We start from the raw sequence: 16,043 nt of genomic DNA, 5'->3' as shown, positions 1-16,043 counted from the left end.
TCAGCGTGACTTTGTCACCAGCATGGAAAAGGCCGCCCCATTTGGGACGGCCTTTTCCTTATTTCTGCAGGCTGCCAAGCTCCTGCTTTACGATGTCAACGACTTTCGCGACATACTTATCACACGTTTCAGCTGTCGGTGCTTCCGCCATCACGCGGACGAGCGGTTCTGTACCGGATGGCCGGACGAGAATACGGCCCTCGCCGTTCATTTCCGATTCTACTGCATCGATCTCCGCTTTGATGACCGAATTACCTGCGAGCGCATGCTTATCCTGCACGCGGACGTTTACAAGCTTCTGCGGATACTTTGGTACTTCCGCTGCAAGCTCGGATAACGGCTTGCCGCATGTTTTAACGATCTGCACGAGCTGAAGAGCTGAGAGCAGTCCATCGCCGGTAGTTGAATGATCGAGGAAGATCAAATGTCCGGACTGTTCACCGCCGAGGCTGTAATCGCCGTTACGCATTGCTTCCATCACGTAGCGGTCGCCGACAGCCGTCTGCTTCGTTGCGATGCCTTCCTGCTCAAGCGCTTTGTAAAGCCCCAGGTTACTCATCACAGTCGTGACAAGCGTGTTCTGCTTCAGGTCGCCGCGGGCGTTCAAATATTTGGCACAGATGTACATGATCTGATCCCCGTCTACGATTTGCCCCTTTTCGTCGACCGCAATCAGACGATCCGCATCTCCATCAAACGCAAGGCCGATATCTGCTCCTTTTTCCTTCACAAGATCCACAAGCACTTCCGGGTGAGTGGAACCGACCTGTTCGTTAATGTTCACCCCGTTTGGCGAAGAACCGATACAGGAAATTTCCTCTGCTTCCAGATCCGCAAACAAATGGTTTGCGAGCGGTGAAGCTGCTCCGTTTGCACAGTCGAGAGCAATATGAAGACCGGAGAAATCACTGTCTACTGTCTGCTTCAGGTAGCGGAGATACTTCTGTCCGCCTTCAAAATAGTCGCTGACGACACCGATATCGCCGCCGACCGGACGCGGAAGATCATCTTCCATATCGTCTTCGAGATGAAGCAGTTTCTCAATTTCGTCTTCCTGCGCGTCAAGCAGCTTAAAGCCGTCTGATCCGAAAAACTTAATCCCGTTATCCGGCACCGGATTGTGCGACGCTGAAATCATAACGCCAGCATCTGCACTGAGTGCTTTCGTTAAATACGCTACACCGGGAGTTGTAATAACACCGAGGCGCATCACCTCTGCCCCAATCGACAAAAGACCAGCTACGAGAGCACTTTCCAGCATGTGTCCGGAAATACGTGTATCCCGGCCAATTAAAATCTTCGGCTTGCTCGTCTCTTTTGTCAGAACGTAGCCGCCGAAGCGTCCCAGTTTAAACGCGAGTTCCGGCGTCAGCTCTGTGTTGGCTGTACCGCGGACTCCGTCTGTACCAAAGAATTTCCCCATCCAATATCTCTCCTATTCTTCATCTTCATTTATCGTCGAATTATCGTCTGCCGGTTCATCCGGCTCGTTATTATCGTTGGTGTTTTCTTCTTGATCGTTTTCCGGCTCGTTCACTTCTTCATTTTCTTCAGCAGCTTCATTGGTTTCGTTCTCCTGCGATTCTTCGGATGCATTTGGCTCATTCTCATTTACCGCATCGCTGCTGTTATCGTCCTCAATGGTGATTTCCACGTCGGACCCATGCTGTGGAAAGCGGACGTTCTGCGGGCCCCCAATCGCCAAAGAGACAGTATGAGTACCTGCTTCCAGGCCGTCAACGTCTACCGAAGCCTCGATATCCTCGCGGCTAAGCCGGTCAAGCTGCTCCGAACTCCCAAGTGCCCGAAGCGTAAACGTCCCGTCTTCATTTCCCGGGAAATTAAATGTCCAGGTATTCGGGAGTGATTCGACATCAATAGAGAAAGAAGAGAACTCCCGCTCTTCTTCTGCAGTCATATCAATATCAACCGTCACTTCTCCCGGCTCCACACGCTCCACCCCATCCGGTACGGGCACGGGTACTGTCAGCGTTGTATCGCCTTCTATTTCATCTAAATCAAGATCGTCAAGATCAATTACGGATATTTCGTTAAGAACATCGACTGGCCCGTAAACCGTCACTTCCTCCGGCTCAATGCTCACCGAATCAATTGCCATTCCGTCCGCAAGCTCACCGTTGCGGCTCATCCGGAGCGGAACCGATTTATTCGGACTTGTGATCGGAACGGTCACATCTACGGCTGGCGGGTCTGCGTTGATGCCCATTTCATTTCCAGACTCATCATATAATACCACAGAAGCGGTATCTGTAAAACTCTCTGACCGGCCGCTCACGTCGACAGCGGCACGTACCTGCGAAATCTGCTCCAGCATACCCGATGCGGCAGTTACATCAATCGTACCCGGAGATGCCTCAGGTTCACCAATGGTATATCCTTCGGCAAGCTCCTCTTCGTTCAGAATCTGGATATCGACCGGATAGGAAGCGGTCTGTCTCTCCTGCAGTGTCACCTGCACCGTCAGGGGAACGATCGACACTCTTAAATCCGGCGGAAAGCCCCGATGCTGAATTCGCTCATAGTGCGTTCCTGCCTCTTCATTCTCCAGATCAATATAAATTTCCTGCTGTCCCTGTGTCGCCTGTCCGAGCGTAAGCGCGCTGTTCGGCCCGCGCAGCACAACCTGCACCGTATCCGGTGCATCGGTCAGCACGTATTGTTCATCATCGTAATAGACGTTCAACGGCACTTCCTCCAGCACCCGTTCACCGTTCGTTACTCCCGGAATCGGCAGTCCTGCTCCGGCCTGCTGAGGCTGTGTGTCCATATTCACCATCAGGAAAAGCATAATCGCAATCACAATGGATGTCAGCTTAATGAACCATCCTTTGCTGAACAGCTTATCCATTTTTGCGGCCTCCCCACTGCCAGCGGGATGAACCATTTGTTTCCTGGCGGCTCAGCAGTTCTCGTTCCAGCATGCTGCGTAGCCCGTCCTCTTCCAGGTTCCGGTGCATCTCGCCGTTTTTTGTAATTGATATACCTCCAGTCTCTTCCGACACAGCAATTGTAATCGAATCCGTCACTTCGCTGACTCCTAAAGCAGCACGATGCCTCGTACCCAGCTCTTTGGAGATAAACGGATTTTCAGACAGCGGCAGGTAGCAGCCTGCAGCCATAATTTCGTTTCCTTTTATAATAACGGCCCCGTCATGAAGCGGGGCATTTGGGATGAAAATGTTAATCAGCAGCTCCGATGTCAGCTCTGCATGCATCGGGGTGCCGGTTTCAATGTAGTCAGTCATTCCTGTATCGCGTTCGATCGACATGAGCGCTCCGATCCGTCGCTTGCCCATATACTTGGCAGCTGTAATGATGTGCTCAATGGAATGGCGCACCTCCTGATCATCAGCCGACGATGTTGACTGAAAAAAGCGGCCTCGGCCCAGCTGTTCCAATGCACGCCGAAGCTCGGGCTGAAAGATAATAATAATCGCGAGTAGACCGTATGTAACTGCCTGCTGCATAATCCATTGCAGCGTATTCAATCCTAAATAGCCGCTCAAAAACCATACAGTTAAAATAACGGTAATCCCCTTAACGAGCTGCACAGCCCGGGTACCGCGTATAACCATAATTAATTTATAGATAACAAAAGCTACCAGCGAGACATCGACAATGATGGCGAGTGCCCGCAGCAGGGTGAGATCTTCCAGCATAATGTTTCCCCCAGCGCCTTTACTCAGGCAAGACATTCCAACGATTCTCATTATATCACAGTTAACCGGGCTCCTATCGTAAAATACCGTGGGAAATTCATAGAATTCAGGCGGTTCTCCGTTGATCCGAAAGACATAAAATCACTGTATATGTTGAACATTGTCTGCGCCGCTCTCCAAAGCGGTAACCAATTCATTCAGCGTCTAAACATCCGCCAGCGGACTAACGCATTTATCATCCTCGCTGCCGACCGCAGACTTTCCGGAGAAATGCCGAATGAATTACCACTTTCACTGATTTAGCAGACTAACTGCTTCAATTCTAATCCTTCATTTCTTTTAGAATGATCTGGCTTATTCCTTATGTTTATCGCAAAAAAGGCTGGCTCCTGTTTGAGGAGCCAGCCTGCAGAGTGTCGATAAAGTGTTTTTAAGTGAATAACCTTGCAGCTGCCTGTATCTGCGGACACTCGCTTTCCGGAGGGAACGGGCTCAGCTAACCGCTTCCTCCTGACGTCGGAAGCGCTGGATCTTCGCCTCGTTCTGATCCTCACGGAGTCGAGGTCCTCCGATGCCGGCAGCTGACAGTATGGTTCACATGCCTGGTTATGATTGGCAAGAGCTTATTAGGTGCTGATGGAACCTTTCGTTATGTGACGTTTCTATGTGGAATAGGGATGCCAGTTCGTCCTGGAATTCATCTTGAAAGCAATAAACAGTCGCGCCCTCCCATCGTGCCCTTCTTCCATTCATACAGGGCCCAAAGAGCTGAAGACAAGCCCACGGCATGATCGCTAAGCAGCGGGGAAATACAACCAAATGAATAAACATGTAAGTAAATTGACTTTGTCAACAGTCTGAAGGCTGGCCCATGTTTGAGGAGCCAGCCTTATCGTCTCTATTCTTCTTCAGATGCCGGTGTTAAAAACGGCACTGCATCATTCCAGAGCGTCTTCATTTCGAACCAGAGCCATTCAAAGGTCTGGTTAATCTCTTCTATATCTCCACTGATCTGGGCGGAGGAAGCCTGCAGATGACGGCCGTTGACGACCGTAATGTCGCCGGCTACTTCTCCGTTTACTTCCACATCGCCGTTACGGATAAACAAATCGCCTTGAATGGCGCTTCCTTCCGGAATGACGACGGTCCTCTCCGATTCGTTTATAATAAAGTGCCCGTCGCCTCTCACGACGATCTCCTCTTCTGCGCCAAATCCAGCTGAGAGGCTTGTCACGAAAACGAGGAAAAAGACAGCTGCCGTGAGTACGATTGGATGCCGGCGGATCCACTGCTGCCAGCGCTTTGTCTTTGACTGTTTCGGAAGCCTGTCCATGACCCCCGCAGTAAAGTCCTTCGGCGCTTCAAAATGGGACGCACTTTGAATGATGGCGGTTGTTTTTTTCAGTTCCCGGACATGCTTTTCACAGTCCGGACACGAGTGAAGATGCTCTTCAAATTGTTTTGATTCAAGCAGCGTCATTTCCTCATCTAAATACTGATTAATCACTTGCTGCTTATCCCGTGTGCACGCCATGGCGCCTGTCTCCTTTCTGCGGCTAGGCTTGTCCCAGCCGCTTGCGAAGTGCTTCCCGTCCGCGATGGATACGGGTTTTCACTGTCGCTACCGGGAGATTCATAACCTCGCTGATTTCTTTCAGCGACAGATCTTCCAGGTATTTCAGTATAATAGCAGAGCGGTATTTTGGCGGAAGTGCCATAATTTCATCCTGGATCCACTGCTGCATTTCCAGCTTCACGACCTGATCTTCAGGCAGGTCTATATCGGCCGCAAATTGGGAATGGTAATCCAGATTGTCGGTTCCGCTTACTTGGTCCTCTAAATGAAAATCCGGTTTCTTTCTGCGGATCCGGTCAATAGACAAATTTGTCGCAATCCGGAAAATCCACGTGGAAAACTTACGGTTTTCATCATAGGATTCGATATTCGTGTAAGCCCGCAGAAAGGCTTCCTGCGAAACATCCTGTGCTTCATGCGCGTTTCCAAGCATGCGGTACGCAATATGAAACACTTTATCCTTGTATAAATCCACGAGCTCAGCGAATGCATCCTGATTGCCACGCTTTACTTCACGAACGATTTTTTTAACAACTATGTCCATCCCTGCACCCTCCGCTTCGCTGCGGTTACTTCATTTACGACTGCAACCTGATAAGGTTTCAAAAAATCCTTTCTCATTTTACCATGAGAAATGGAAGAAAACACCGGAGGGACAGGATTCGAAATCACTAATATTATGGAAAAACAAAGCATTTACGGGGCCCAGAAGCTTTCTGCCATATCCATTTACGAAATACCTGCATCAAATGTTTCATTTTTTATTTATTCTTTTCAGCTTCTTTAACGAAATACATTGTTTCTCATGCCGGAACTGTTTTCTCGATCAGAAAAGCACAGCTTGTCGCATGCTCTTACAACGCCGGATGGTAATGCACTCTGTCGACGTCCCGGGTGGTCGATAACCGTTTTAAACCGTCGGCACGAATCCGGGGCACCTGCAAAAGAATATATAAAAAACACCCCGGACAAAACATGCGTCCGAAGTGCTTTCTATTATATGTATGGTGGAGCCTAGCGGGATCGAACCGCTGACCTCCTGCGTGCAAGGCAGGCGCTCTCCCAGCTGAGCTAAGGCCCCGCTTTCATTATGTAAATGGTGAGCCATGAAGGACTCGAACCTTCGACCCTCTGATTAAAAGTCAGATGCTCTACCAACTGAGCTAATGGCTCTTGCTTGATTGGAGATAAGCTGCATGTCTCTTCGTCTGCTTCGCTCTCTCACTCATGTCGTGTACCAGACGTACACTCACTCATTCTTTCCCTCGCATCCTTGATCTCTACAGCTTCTTTCCAATCAACTGACGATTGCAGATAAGCTGCATGTCTCTTCGTCTGCTTCGCTCTCGTCGCGTACCAGACGTACACTCACTCATTCTTTCTCTCGCATCCTTGATCTCTACAGCTTCTTTCCAATCAACTGATGATTGCAGATAAGCTGCATGTCTCTTCGTCTGCTTCGCTCTCGTCGCGTACCAGACGTACACTCACTTTTACGTTCTTAAGGCTGTCTTTACCCATTTTCTTTTGCGGTCAACCATGAAAAGAAAATGGCAGGGCTAGCAGGATTCGAACCTGCGAATCACGGAATCAAAATCCGATGCCTTACCGCTTGGCTATAGCCCTGCGTTATGGTGCTGGCCAGAGGACTTGAACCCCCAACCTACTGATTACAAGTCAGTTGCTCTACCAATTGAGCTAGGCCAGCTCACACCATAAAAAAGAAAAATGGTGACCCGTACGGGATTCGAACCCGTGTTACCGCCGTGAAAGGGCGGTGTCTTAACCACTTGACCAACGGGCCGTAATGGAGCTTCCTAGCGGGCTTGAACCGCTGACCTCATCCTTACCATGGATGCGCTCTACCAACTGAGCTAAGGAAGCATGGCTCCACAGGTAGGATTCGAACCTACGACCGATCGGTTAACAGCCGATAGCTCTACCACTGAGCTACTGTGGAATAAAAACAAGAAACGTGATGACACTCGCTCCTGCAACGTGCGGGAACCGGTGTCCATGATGATGACGGTATAAAAGAAAAAAAGGACCTAGCGACGTCCTACTTTCGCAGGGGGAGAGCCCCCAACTATCATCGGCGCTGGTGAGCTTAACTTCCGTGTTCGGCATGGGAACGGGTGTGACCTCACCGCTGTCGTCACTAGGTTATGGTGTTGGTGTCCCTTAGGACATTTAGTATATTACTATAAAGTGAGGCGGCTTGGCAAGGGGTTGGCCATACTTTTTTAATTTTTTTCTATCTGCCGGCTGACGCCCGCTTTCCGAAGCCGGATGGGCGGACGAAAACCAGTGTGAAACCGAGCTTTCGTCCTCCTGAACATTCTATTTCGCGCGCTTTTGTTTTTTTCCTTTTTTCTTCTGCTTTGTTGCCGCAGTGATTTTACGGTCCCGCTCCTGGTCTGCCTTTGTAGAAGGCTGTTTGCCGTTCGGCTGCTCATGCAGGCGATGCAGAACGAGGATTTGCCACGTATTCGCAACGAGAAGCGGAACGATCGCGTTAATGATAAAAGTCATGTCATTTTGTGTCAGTGCCGGCACCCATTCAATCGTCGTTACGACAACCATAAAAAACAGCGTCGGTACAAACGCCGAATAGTTTGTTTCACGGGATTTAATTACCGCTACGATCCAGCTGTAAATAAGCAGCAGAATCGGCATAACGGCATAGCCGACGATGCTTTCCCCATCTGCAAAAACAAGCCATCTGAAAAACATCAGGTCAAACAGGGCAAATGCAATGAGTACGATCTGCACCTTGTTCCACAGAGACGCCGACTTGAACATCCCAAGTCCGAACCGGTGAATCGTCAAGTATGCGAAAAAGCCCATCTGAGCAATTACAGTCCAGATCGCAGCAGTGATTGCCACGACAGTCAGGCCGGCGAAGTTAAGGTTGGCCAGGTCATTTATGTGTGTCTGAAAATCGAGGAAAAAGCCCATTAAAAAGCCAAAGCCTGTTCCGATTAACAGCGTGGAATTAAATAGAAAAACGACTTTTCTCGAATTCACGCGTGTTCCTCCTAACGCATATGTGTCCACGCTCCATTGTAGCAGAAGCCGCACAGGCGCCGCCACCGTTTTCACCGCCTTGTCACAATCTGACGGTCAAAACCTTTCTACAGAGAAAAACCGGTATGAGGGAGCCCTCACACCGGGGTAGATCAGCTGTCTTTTTTTGTCTGCTCGATTACTTTTGAAGCGATCTCGCTGTAGATCTTGCCGATCTGGTGATCTTCTTCGTAAACCGATGGAGCAAAAACACCACGGTCCATATCCGGCTGACCAAGCGGCACCTGTGCGAGTACAGTTGTCTTCAGTTCTTCAGCAAGCTTGTCGCCTCCGCCCTGTCCGAACACATACTCTTTTTCACCAGTCGTTTTACTTTCAAAATACGCCATGTTTTCAATAACACCAAGAATTTCATGCTCCGTTTTCAGCGCCATTGCGCCGGCACGCGCTGCAACGAAGGCTGCTGTTGCGTGCGGTGTCGTGACGATAATTTCCTTCGTCTGCGGCAGCATGGAGTGAATATCAAGCGCCACATCTCCTGTTCCCGGCGGCAGGTCGAGAATCAGATAGTCGAGGTCGTCCCACTCTACTTCATTGAAGAAGTTATTGAGCATTTTCCCGAGCATCGGGCCGCGCCAGATGATTGGCGAGTTATCCTCAACGAAAAAGCCCATGGAAATAACCTGAACGCCAAAACGCTCTACCGGATAAATCCGTTCGCCTTCCACGCGGGGACGTTCTTCAATTCCCATCATATCGGGAACACTGAAGCCGTAAATGTCTGCATCAATAATGCCGACCTTCTTCCCTTCACGAGCAAGCGAAACGGCAAGGTTTACGGATACCGTCGATTTACCGACACCCCCTTTACCACTCGTTATGGAAATAAACGTCGTTTTATCCGTACGATCCAGCAGAGAACCGCCTTCTTCTTCCTGCTCGGAAGCGTACTGGGCAATAACGTCGTCTGACAACTTCTCAAAGCGGAGGCCGACAGAGTCTGCACCTGCTTCTTTTAGTGCCGTCACTACTTCATTTTGAAGCTGCATCTGCTCGGCCGTTCCGGGCTGGGCGATCGCGAGCTTCAGGCTGAGAAGCTTTTCTTTTATTTTAATTTCTTTAATGGCGCCGATTTCTGTAAGCGATGTATGCAGGTGAGGGTCATTAATGCCCTCGAGCACGTTTTTGACTTGTTCTTCCGTGATCATGCGGACACCTTCCTTTACGTGTATGAATTCGATTACAACAACTGCCATTATAACACAGACACTGCTGTGCTTCAGTGTCCCGCTCTCCAAAAATTCACTTCTCCCAAAAATGACCTTCATGAAAAGGCTCATGAAGGTCACACGGATTTAATTTGTAAGCTGTACGTTTGTAAACGGGAAAAAGACGACCGTGGAACGGCCTACGATAAATTCTTCATCGATCAGTCCGAGACCGTTTCGGCTGTCCAGACTGTTGCCGCGATTGTCCCCCATCACATAAAATTCACCGTCAGGGAGAGTCACCTCGTCAATCGTTTCGTTATATTCATAAAGATCATCCAAATACGGCTCTTCAATCAGCTCTCCGTCAACGAACAGTTCTCCGTCTTCCATTTCAAGCGTTTCACCTGGAAGTCCAATGACACGCTTTACGTAATGACGGTTATTTTCACCCTCTATAATGATAACATCGCCTCGTTCAAATTCACCGAGCCACGTTGCCGTTTTGTTTACCAGAATTCTGTCACTGTCATATAAGGAAGGTTCCATCGAAGCTCCTTCCACCACATACGGAGCGATAAAAAACGAACGCACAACAAACGCCACAGCCACAGCTACAATAATCGGAACGAGCCATGACCCTTTTTTCTTCTCTTCTGCCACGTCGGCATCCTCCTCTGTCCACTCCGTGAACGTCGTTAGTTTCGCCCATCATAATAGCATATTTCCACTTGAAATACACGGTCAAAGCCTGTGAAAAATTGCATAAAGATTGTTCGCACATAAAAAAAGAACCCCTAAACCGGGGCCCTTTTTTGTACATAGTATTTCTATGTACGCTTATAAAGAGATGATAGCAATTAGAGCAGACTCAGGATCAAGCTGATAACAACCAGCGCACCAATAACCATTAAAATTGTTCGAAGCATAGTAAAAGTCCTCCTTATAAGTAATTATTGCTCCATTCCTTTTTTATGAAAAAAATAAACCGCTACCTCATTTTTTACATAGTTCAAACGATGATTTCCTTATGAACGTTCCTGTAAATAGTCTCCGATCAGCGGCCAATACTCCGGGTGCAGATGAAGGTCATTGTGTCCCCTGCCTTCGAGCAGTTGATAAACCGCTTCTCCCTCATACACCTCCATGAGCGCTTCTGTCCGGGCAGGCGTAATAATCTGATCGTCGCCTCCGGCGAGCACGAGCATGTGCTCCAGCTCGTTGATACGCGACGCCGTATCAAATTCAGAGCGCAGCAGCGTCCGCACCGGCAGGAACGGGTATGCTTCTGCTGCAACTTCTTCCAAACGGTCAAAAGGCGAAATCAGCACGACATCATCCGGTTGAAAAATGGCAGCTGTCCTCACTGCTATCGCCGTTCCTATGCTTCTTCCCATCACAGCTGTGCGGCTGTAGCCAGCAGCCGCTTCTTCAAATATATGTTCCGCGTCCTGATAGAGCGCTTCTTCCTCCGGGGTACCTCCGCTCATGCCGTACCCTCTGTAATTGACAAGCAGCACATCCCAGTCTGAAAGTGGACCGGCCATCTCCATGATCTGACCGGACACTTCTTCGCCGTTGCCTCCGTAATAAATGAGCAGCTGCTCTCCCGGATGTTCTGCTGCCTGCACCAGCCATCCGTGCAGCGTTGTGCCGTCTTCCCTGTCGAACTGCACCATCTCTGCACGCGGTTCGTGCTCTGCAGCTAGCTCTGCTTCCTGTTCGGTCATCGTCTGCGGAAAGAACAGCAGCCGATCCTGAAATAAATAAACGAGCAGTAAAAGCAAGCCGGCTGCCCCGCCGGCAGTCAGTATCAGCTTCACCAGCGTTCCCATTCGCACTCCCTCCTCATCTCTATATACCCTCCTACCCGAATCCGAGGACACTCAAAGCTGCTTTCAGCGTCAGGGATATGAAGCGACCGATGCAAAACAGATCTCTTTTTATTTATGAGTCGTTTGTATCAAAAGCTGCACAACGCGGGGGAAAGGCAACTTACCAGCCCGTCAAACCAACTATCCCTGGTGCCGGGCTTCCGGATAACGAAAGCATCTGCCTTGCTTTTCCCACACAAAAGAGGCCTTCCACAAGGGAGAGCCTCTTTCGTTCGTGCTTTACAGCATCTGGCTGATCGATTTTGGAAGCAGGTACTGAAGCAGGTAGTCCGGGCCTCCGGCCTTCGAATCCGTACCGGACAGCTTGAACCCGCCGAACGGGTGGTAGCCGACAATCGCCCCGGTACAGTTGCGGTTGAAGTACAGGTTCCCGACGTGGAAGTTCTGCTTCGCGTACTCCAGGTGGTCGACGTTGTTCGAGATCACCGCGCCGGTCAGGCCGTACTCGGTGTTGTTCGCAATATCGATTGCCTCTTCGTAGCTCGACGCCTTGCAGAGAGCAAGCACCGGTCCGAAGATTTCCTCCTGCATGATGCGCGCATCCGGTGCCGCATCGCCGAAGATCGTCGGCTTGATGAAGAAGCCGGTGCTGTCATCGGACTCGTCGCCGGTGAGCAGCGTCGCTTCCTTTTTGCCGATCTCAATGTAGCTCGTCACCTTGTCATACGCCTTCTGGTTGATGACCGGGCCGAGGTAGTTCTCGTACTTTTCGCTGTCCCCGAGTGTCAGCTTTTCCGTCTCTTCGACGACGCGCTGCGCGACCGTGTCGTACAGATCCTCATGGATCACCGCACGGCTGCCGGCCGAGCACTTCTGGCCGGAGAAGTTGAACGCAGCCGTGACGATCGCGTTGACCGCCGTTTCCACGTCGGCATCCTGGTCGACAACGACCGTGTCCTTCCCGCCCATTTCCGCGAGCACGCGCTTCAAGTGCCGCTGGCCTTCCTGCACCTTCGCCGCCCGCTCCATGATGCGAAGGCCGGTGGCCTTCGAACCGGTGAACGTGATCAGCGCCGTGTCCTTGTGATCAACGAGGTAGTCGCCGATTTCGTGCGGCTCACCCGGCACGAAGTTCAGCACGCCGTCCGGGACGCCTGCTTCGCGCATGATGTCCACAAACTTCGCGGCGATGATCGGCGTCGGTTCCGCCGGCTTCAGGAGCACCGTGTTGCCGGCGACAAGCGGCGCCACCGTCGTCCCCATCATGATCGCGGCCGAGAAGTTCCACGGCGGAATCGTCACGGCCACACCGGCCGACGTGTAGATGTACTGGTTGCTTTCGCCGTCACGGCTCTCGATCTTCTTGCCGTCCTTCAGTTCAATCATCTGGCGGCCGTAGTATTCGAGGAAGTCGATCCCTTCCGCGACTTCAATGTCCGCTTCCACCCACGGCTTGCCCGCTTCCTTGACGACCGTCGCGGACAGCTCATGCTTGCGGCGGCGCATGATCGCAGCCGCACGGAACAACAGCTCGGCGCGCGCGACCGGGTTCGTCTGGCTCCAGGCCGGGAACGCCTTCTTCGCGGCGGCAAATGCCGCGTCGATCTCCTTCGTGGACGCTTTGGAGACGCTGCCGATGACTTCATCGTGGTTGCACGGGTTGTAGCTGACGAGCTTGTCCTTGGTCGTGACGTCCTTGCCGTCAATGACGAGCGGGTACTCCTTGCCGATATCCTGCTTCACGACCGCGAGGGCCTCTAAAAATTCCTTCTGGTTCTCTTCCTTCGTGAAATCCGTAAATGGTTCGTGCTTGTAATCTGTATACATACATCCTGTCCCCTTTCATTTGTAAAAATCAGCATAAGCTCATTTCGACATCAGGACAGGGCGATCCTCCTAAACAGAAATATTCCTGCAATTCTGAATTTAAGACGTCCGGTACGTGCTGTAGCCTCCCGGTGAAATGTACATGGGAATGTGACAGCTTTCTGCTCTGCTGATCGAGAAGCTGATCGGAATGACGCTGTAAAAAGCATCCGTCTGCAGCAGGCCCCTTTCTTCAAAATAGGCCTGTACATCATAGAGCAGCTCATATTTTCCTTTTTGAAACGTCTCTCCTTCAAGAAGCGGATGAAGAAGACGGCCGGAATCATCCAGCCGTCCATCTTTTAATTTAACGTATTCCCCTCGTTCGGGCGTATACCGCCATAGCTCCACCATCAGCCCCGCAGCCGGCTGGCCGATGCTCGTATCCCAGACGCAGGTCGTCAGCGTACATCCTCCAGCAAGCTGCTGAAGGGTAAAACTTCTGTCTGCTTTTCTGCCAGCACTACCCGTGAACGGTTTCTGCATGATGATCCCTCCCGCGCCGCTGCCATTCTGTGACGATCAGGTTAGCTGTCCGGCTTCCTAAATAGCCGGAAGACGCGAACAGATCATGCGGCGGCTTAAACTCTTCTTTTATTTGCTGGTAAACGAGTGCCGGAAACAGCTTTCGCCCTGAGGAACGCCTAAACAGATCTTCTGTTCCACGGAGCCTGACCGGAGCATGATGACCGCTTCCTGCAGCGAGACGTACGTCCGATACGTCCCCCTCCATCGTAAAAGTCACCACACCAGCTGCTGTCACCCGGCTTGAACTGAACATATCCGGCTTTCCGGATGTCCGGAAAAAGCGCAGTGTTTCTCCATAAACCGGTACCGGGTGTATTTCCACTGCAAGCAGAACCCGTTTTTCATTTGTCTCTTCTTTCAACCATTCTTCCAACGGCTGCTGCCTCACCCCCTGGGGCAGTGCCCATATCAGCACAGCATCATAAAGCAGCAGAGGCAGCAGGGCCGCGCCCGATTGAAGCAGCACATCAACAGAAAACGCCGTGTCACGCTCGCTTTCCAGCAGACCTTTTCTGCACGCTTCCGCCAGAAGAGGTGCTTCCCGCTGAATCAGTGGATGATGCATCAGTTCTTCATACGTAACGAGCGGTCCGGCGTATATCGTTCCTTTGCGTTCATAAAGCCCCTGATGCAGCTCCGTTAACGCGTCCAGGGCGATCGTTTCACGCCCGGCTCCGGCTGTGACCCGGATACCATCAACAGTGTAGCAGCAGTCCTCCTGAAATTGCTCAGTCAGTTCCCAAACAGCCTTTAAATGATCCGGCTTCCACACGTGTTTCGTCGTCATGATGATACCCTCCTCTAATATGATAGGTCGCAGATGACAGGAACGGCGGAGTGTACCACTTACTATAATCCCCGCCCTTCCAAATTACCGGCATTTCGTCAGATCAGCTGACAGGAATTTTTATTTCGTCATATTTTCTGACGCACTTTTTTCACGGCTTGATTCCAGTTCTGCCAGTGCTTCATCTGCGTTACGCTATGCTCCCGTCCGCAAAAATAACGAACAGACCCTCTGCTCACGCTATACTTGTATGAAAAGCATGTGCTAACCGACAGAAAGGATGATTGACCATGGAAAAAACAGCATATACGCAGCCAGACGTTCATATAGCCGGAGAGAGGAGCGGACCGCTGAAGGGCAAGACCTTTGCAGTAAAAGATGTGTTTCACGTTGAAGGGATCGCGAGCACTGCGGGAAGTCCGGACTGGCTTCGTACGCATCCGCCTGCCGTCACAACAGCTCCGGCGCTGGACGTGCTGCTGAAGGCAGGCGCCTCCCTGCAGGGACTGACAGTGACAGACGAGCTGATGTACAGCCTTCACGGCGAAAATAAACACTACGGCACACCGCTCAATCCGCTTTCACCGGACAGTATTCCAGGAGGGTCGTCAAGCGGCTCTGCTTCTGCGGCCGCTTCGGGAGACTGCGATTTCGCAGTCGGAACCGACACCGGCGGCTCGATCCGCATTCCGGCCGCCTACTGCGGGCTTTATGGACTTCGACCGACACACGGGAGCATTTCCACCGCAGGCCTGATTCCGCTTGCCCCGTCTTTTGACACGGTCGGCTTCTTGAGCAGGGATTTCAACATGCTGAAGCAGGCTGCCTCGCTTTTTTATCCGGAGGCAGAGGAGGAACCAGCCGACGTTTATTTGCTGCAGGAAGCCTGGGACCTTGCTGAAGATCAGCAGATTATCAGTGACCTCGCCCCGCTTCCTGCTCGATCAGGCGGCCTATCTCTTCCACACCTTCAGGAAACGTTCCGGATTGTGCAGGCCGCGGAAATCTGGAAGCAGCACGGCAGCTGGGTAACACAGCACCAGCCGGCATTCGGTCCCGGCATTAAAGAGCGCTTTGACGCCGCTTCCCTCATTTCTAACGAAGAAGCGGCTGAGGCCATCGCAGAACGGAACGCGCTTCGCGATCAACTTCATCAGTTGATTGGACAAAGCGTGATAATCATTCCGACCGCTCCGGGGGCTGCTCCTGCCAAAAACCTGTCACCGGAGCAGGTCGATGAGATTCGCAGCCGCAGCCTTCAGCTTTGTGCGATCGCCGGAATTGGCGGTCTGCCCCAGCTTACGATCCCTGTTAAATCTGCCGGACGGCAGATCAGTATTTCTGTAATCGGTGCCCCGGGATCGGAAGGATCTCTTTTTAACTGGGTACGAAAGCACATTTCTAATGATGAACAAAGACTCAGCATTCTACTCTAAAAAGAAGCGGATCCTCCTGCTAATTCCTTATTTTTCCCTTTTTTCGTTTGCGGTTTCCTTCGTCAGGAAATATACCAAAGTAAGACTATTGGAAAGGGGA

Annotated in this window: 14 protein-coding genes, 7 tRNA genes and 1 rRNA gene; 2 read left to right on the top strand and 20 right to left on the bottom strand. The window is 51.2% G+C overall.

The window, feature by feature from the left end:
• Positions 1-58 precede the first annotated feature (58 nt).
• Genes glmM through cdaA form a run of 3 tightly spaced genes read right to left on the bottom strand, consistent with a single transcriptional unit; the run spans position 59 to position 3,680 of the window.
• Positions 59-1,423 (bottom strand): phosphoglucosamine mutase, encoded by a 1,365-nt coding sequence (gene glmM / locus HCN83_RS00985; RefSeq protein WP_168004427.1) that lies wholly within the window; start codon positions 1,421-1,423, stop codon positions 59-61.
• 12 nt (positions 1,424-1,435) lie between these two features.
• Positions 1,436-2,869: a CdaR family protein gene (locus HCN83_RS00980; RefSeq protein ID WP_168004426.1), complete on the bottom strand. Its 1,434-nt coding sequence runs from the start codon at positions 2,867-2,869 to the stop codon at positions 1,436-1,438.
• The gene (gene cdaA, locus HCN83_RS00975; RefSeq protein WP_168004425.1) at positions 2,862-3,680 is read right to left on the bottom strand and encodes a diadenylate cyclase CdaA; all 819 of its coding nucleotides are present in this window, start codon (positions 3,678-3,680) and stop codon (positions 2,862-2,864) included. The genes HCN83_RS00980 and cdaA overlap by 8 nt, the downstream gene beginning before the upstream one ends.
• A 150-nt stretch (positions 3,681-3,830) precedes the next feature.
• Here cdaA and HCN83_RS00970 point away from each other — a divergent pair, with 150 nt between their 5' ends.
• Positions 3,831-3,983, top strand: coding sequence for a hypothetical protein (locus HCN83_RS00970; RefSeq protein ID WP_168004424.1), 153 nt, complete (start codon positions 3,831-3,833; stop codon positions 3,981-3,983).
• Positions 3,984-4,578: 595 nt separating this feature from the next.
• On the opposite strand, the gene HCN83_RS00965 is transcribed toward HCN83_RS00970, so the two are convergent.
• The 17 genes from HCN83_RS00965 to HCN83_RS00885 form a co-directional block, all read right to left on the bottom strand.
• Positions 4,579-5,214 carry a zf-HC2 domain-containing protein gene (locus HCN83_RS00965; protein WP_168004423.1) on the bottom strand — a complete coding sequence of 212 codons (636 nt, stop codon included), beginning with the start codon at positions 5,212-5,214 and terminating at the stop codon, positions 4,579-4,581.
• A gap of 22 nt (positions 5,215-5,236) precedes the next feature.
• Positions 5,237-5,800 (bottom strand): RNA polymerase sigma factor SigW, encoded by a 564-nt coding sequence (sigW, locus tag HCN83_RS00960; RefSeq protein WP_168004422.1) that lies wholly within the window; start codon positions 5,798-5,800, stop codon positions 5,237-5,239.
• Between the two features lie 461 nt (positions 5,801-6,261).
• A tRNA-Ala gene (locus tag HCN83_RS00955) sits at positions 6,262-6,337 on the bottom strand.
• Positions 6,338-6,353: 16 nt separating this feature from the next.
• Positions 6,354-6,429: transfer RNA gene (locus HCN83_RS00950), tRNA-Lys, on the bottom strand.
• Positions 6,430-6,807: 378 nt separating this feature from the next.
• Positions 6,808-6,882, bottom strand: a tRNA-Gln gene (locus HCN83_RS00945).
• Between the two features lie 6 nt (positions 6,883-6,888).
• A tRNA-Thr gene (locus HCN83_RS00940) sits at positions 6,889-6,964 on the bottom strand.
• A gap of 21 nt (positions 6,965-6,985) precedes the next feature.
• Positions 6,986-7,060 (bottom strand) — tRNA-Glu (locus HCN83_RS00935).
• A gap of 4 nt (positions 7,061-7,064) precedes the next feature.
• Positions 7,065-7,140, bottom strand: a tRNA-Thr gene (locus HCN83_RS00930).
• A 1-nt stretch (position 7,141) separates the two neighbouring features.
• Positions 7,142-7,216 (bottom strand) — tRNA-Asn (locus HCN83_RS00925).
• An 86-nt stretch (positions 7,217-7,302) separates the two neighbouring features.
• Positions 7,303-7,419: ribosomal RNA gene (gene rrf / locus HCN83_RS00920) — 5S ribosomal RNA — on the bottom strand.
• A gap of 177 nt (positions 7,420-7,596) precedes the next feature.
• Positions 7,597-8,283, bottom strand: coding sequence for a KinB-signaling pathway activation protein (locus HCN83_RS00915; RefSeq protein ID WP_168004421.1), 687 nt, complete (start codon positions 8,281-8,283; stop codon positions 7,597-7,599).
• Between the two features lie 152 nt (positions 8,284-8,435).
• Positions 8,436-9,491, bottom strand: a complete 1,056-nt coding sequence (locus HCN83_RS00910; RefSeq protein ID WP_168004552.1) for an Mrp/NBP35 family ATP-binding protein — start codon at positions 9,489-9,491, stop codon at positions 8,436-8,438.
• Between the two features lie 147 nt (positions 9,492-9,638).
• Positions 9,639-10,154, bottom strand: a complete 516-nt coding sequence (gene lepB / locus HCN83_RS00905) for a signal peptidase I (RefSeq protein WP_168004420.1) — start codon at positions 10,152-10,154, stop codon at positions 9,639-9,641.
• Positions 10,155-10,519: 365 nt separating this feature from the next.
• Complete coding sequence (locus HCN83_RS00900) at positions 10,520-11,326, bottom strand: alpha/beta hydrolase (RefSeq protein ID WP_168004419.1); 807 nt, start codon at positions 11,324-11,326, stop codon at positions 10,520-10,522.
• A 279-nt stretch (positions 11,327-11,605) separates the two neighbouring features.
• Positions 11,606-13,153 (bottom strand): L-glutamate gamma-semialdehyde dehydrogenase, encoded by a 1,548-nt coding sequence (pruA, locus tag HCN83_RS00895; RefSeq protein ID WP_168004411.1) that lies wholly within the window; start codon positions 13,151-13,153, stop codon positions 11,606-11,608.
• Between the two features lie 99 nt (positions 13,154-13,252).
• Positions 13,253-13,678, bottom strand: coding sequence for a hydroxyisourate hydrolase (uraH, locus tag HCN83_RS00890; RefSeq protein ID WP_168004418.1), 426 nt, complete (start codon positions 13,676-13,678; stop codon positions 13,253-13,255).
• A complete protein-coding gene (locus HCN83_RS00885) occupies positions 13,656-14,507 on the bottom strand; it encodes an FAD binding domain-containing protein (RefSeq protein ID WP_168004417.1) in 852 nt (283 codons plus the stop codon). The genes uraH and HCN83_RS00885 overlap by 23 nt, the downstream gene beginning before the upstream one ends.
• Positions 14,508-14,797: 290 nt before the next feature.
• On the opposite strand from HCN83_RS00885, the gene HCN83_RS00880 reads away from it, so the two are divergent.
• Positions 14,798-15,943 carry an amidase gene (locus HCN83_RS00880; protein WP_168004416.1) on the top strand — a complete coding sequence of 382 codons (1,146 nt, stop codon included), beginning with the start codon at positions 14,798-14,800 and terminating at the stop codon, positions 15,941-15,943.
• The last annotated feature ends 100 nt before the right edge of the window (positions 15,944-16,043 follow it).

The sequence above is a fragment of the Alkalicoccus luteus genome (assembly GCF_012034335.1).
GTDB lineage: Bacteria > Bacillota > Bacilli > Bacillales > Salisediminibacteriaceae > Alkalicoccus > Alkalicoccus luteus_A.
The sequence above is the reverse complement of the archived record's forward strand: the minus strand, read 5'-3'. Positions and strand labels throughout refer to the sequence as shown.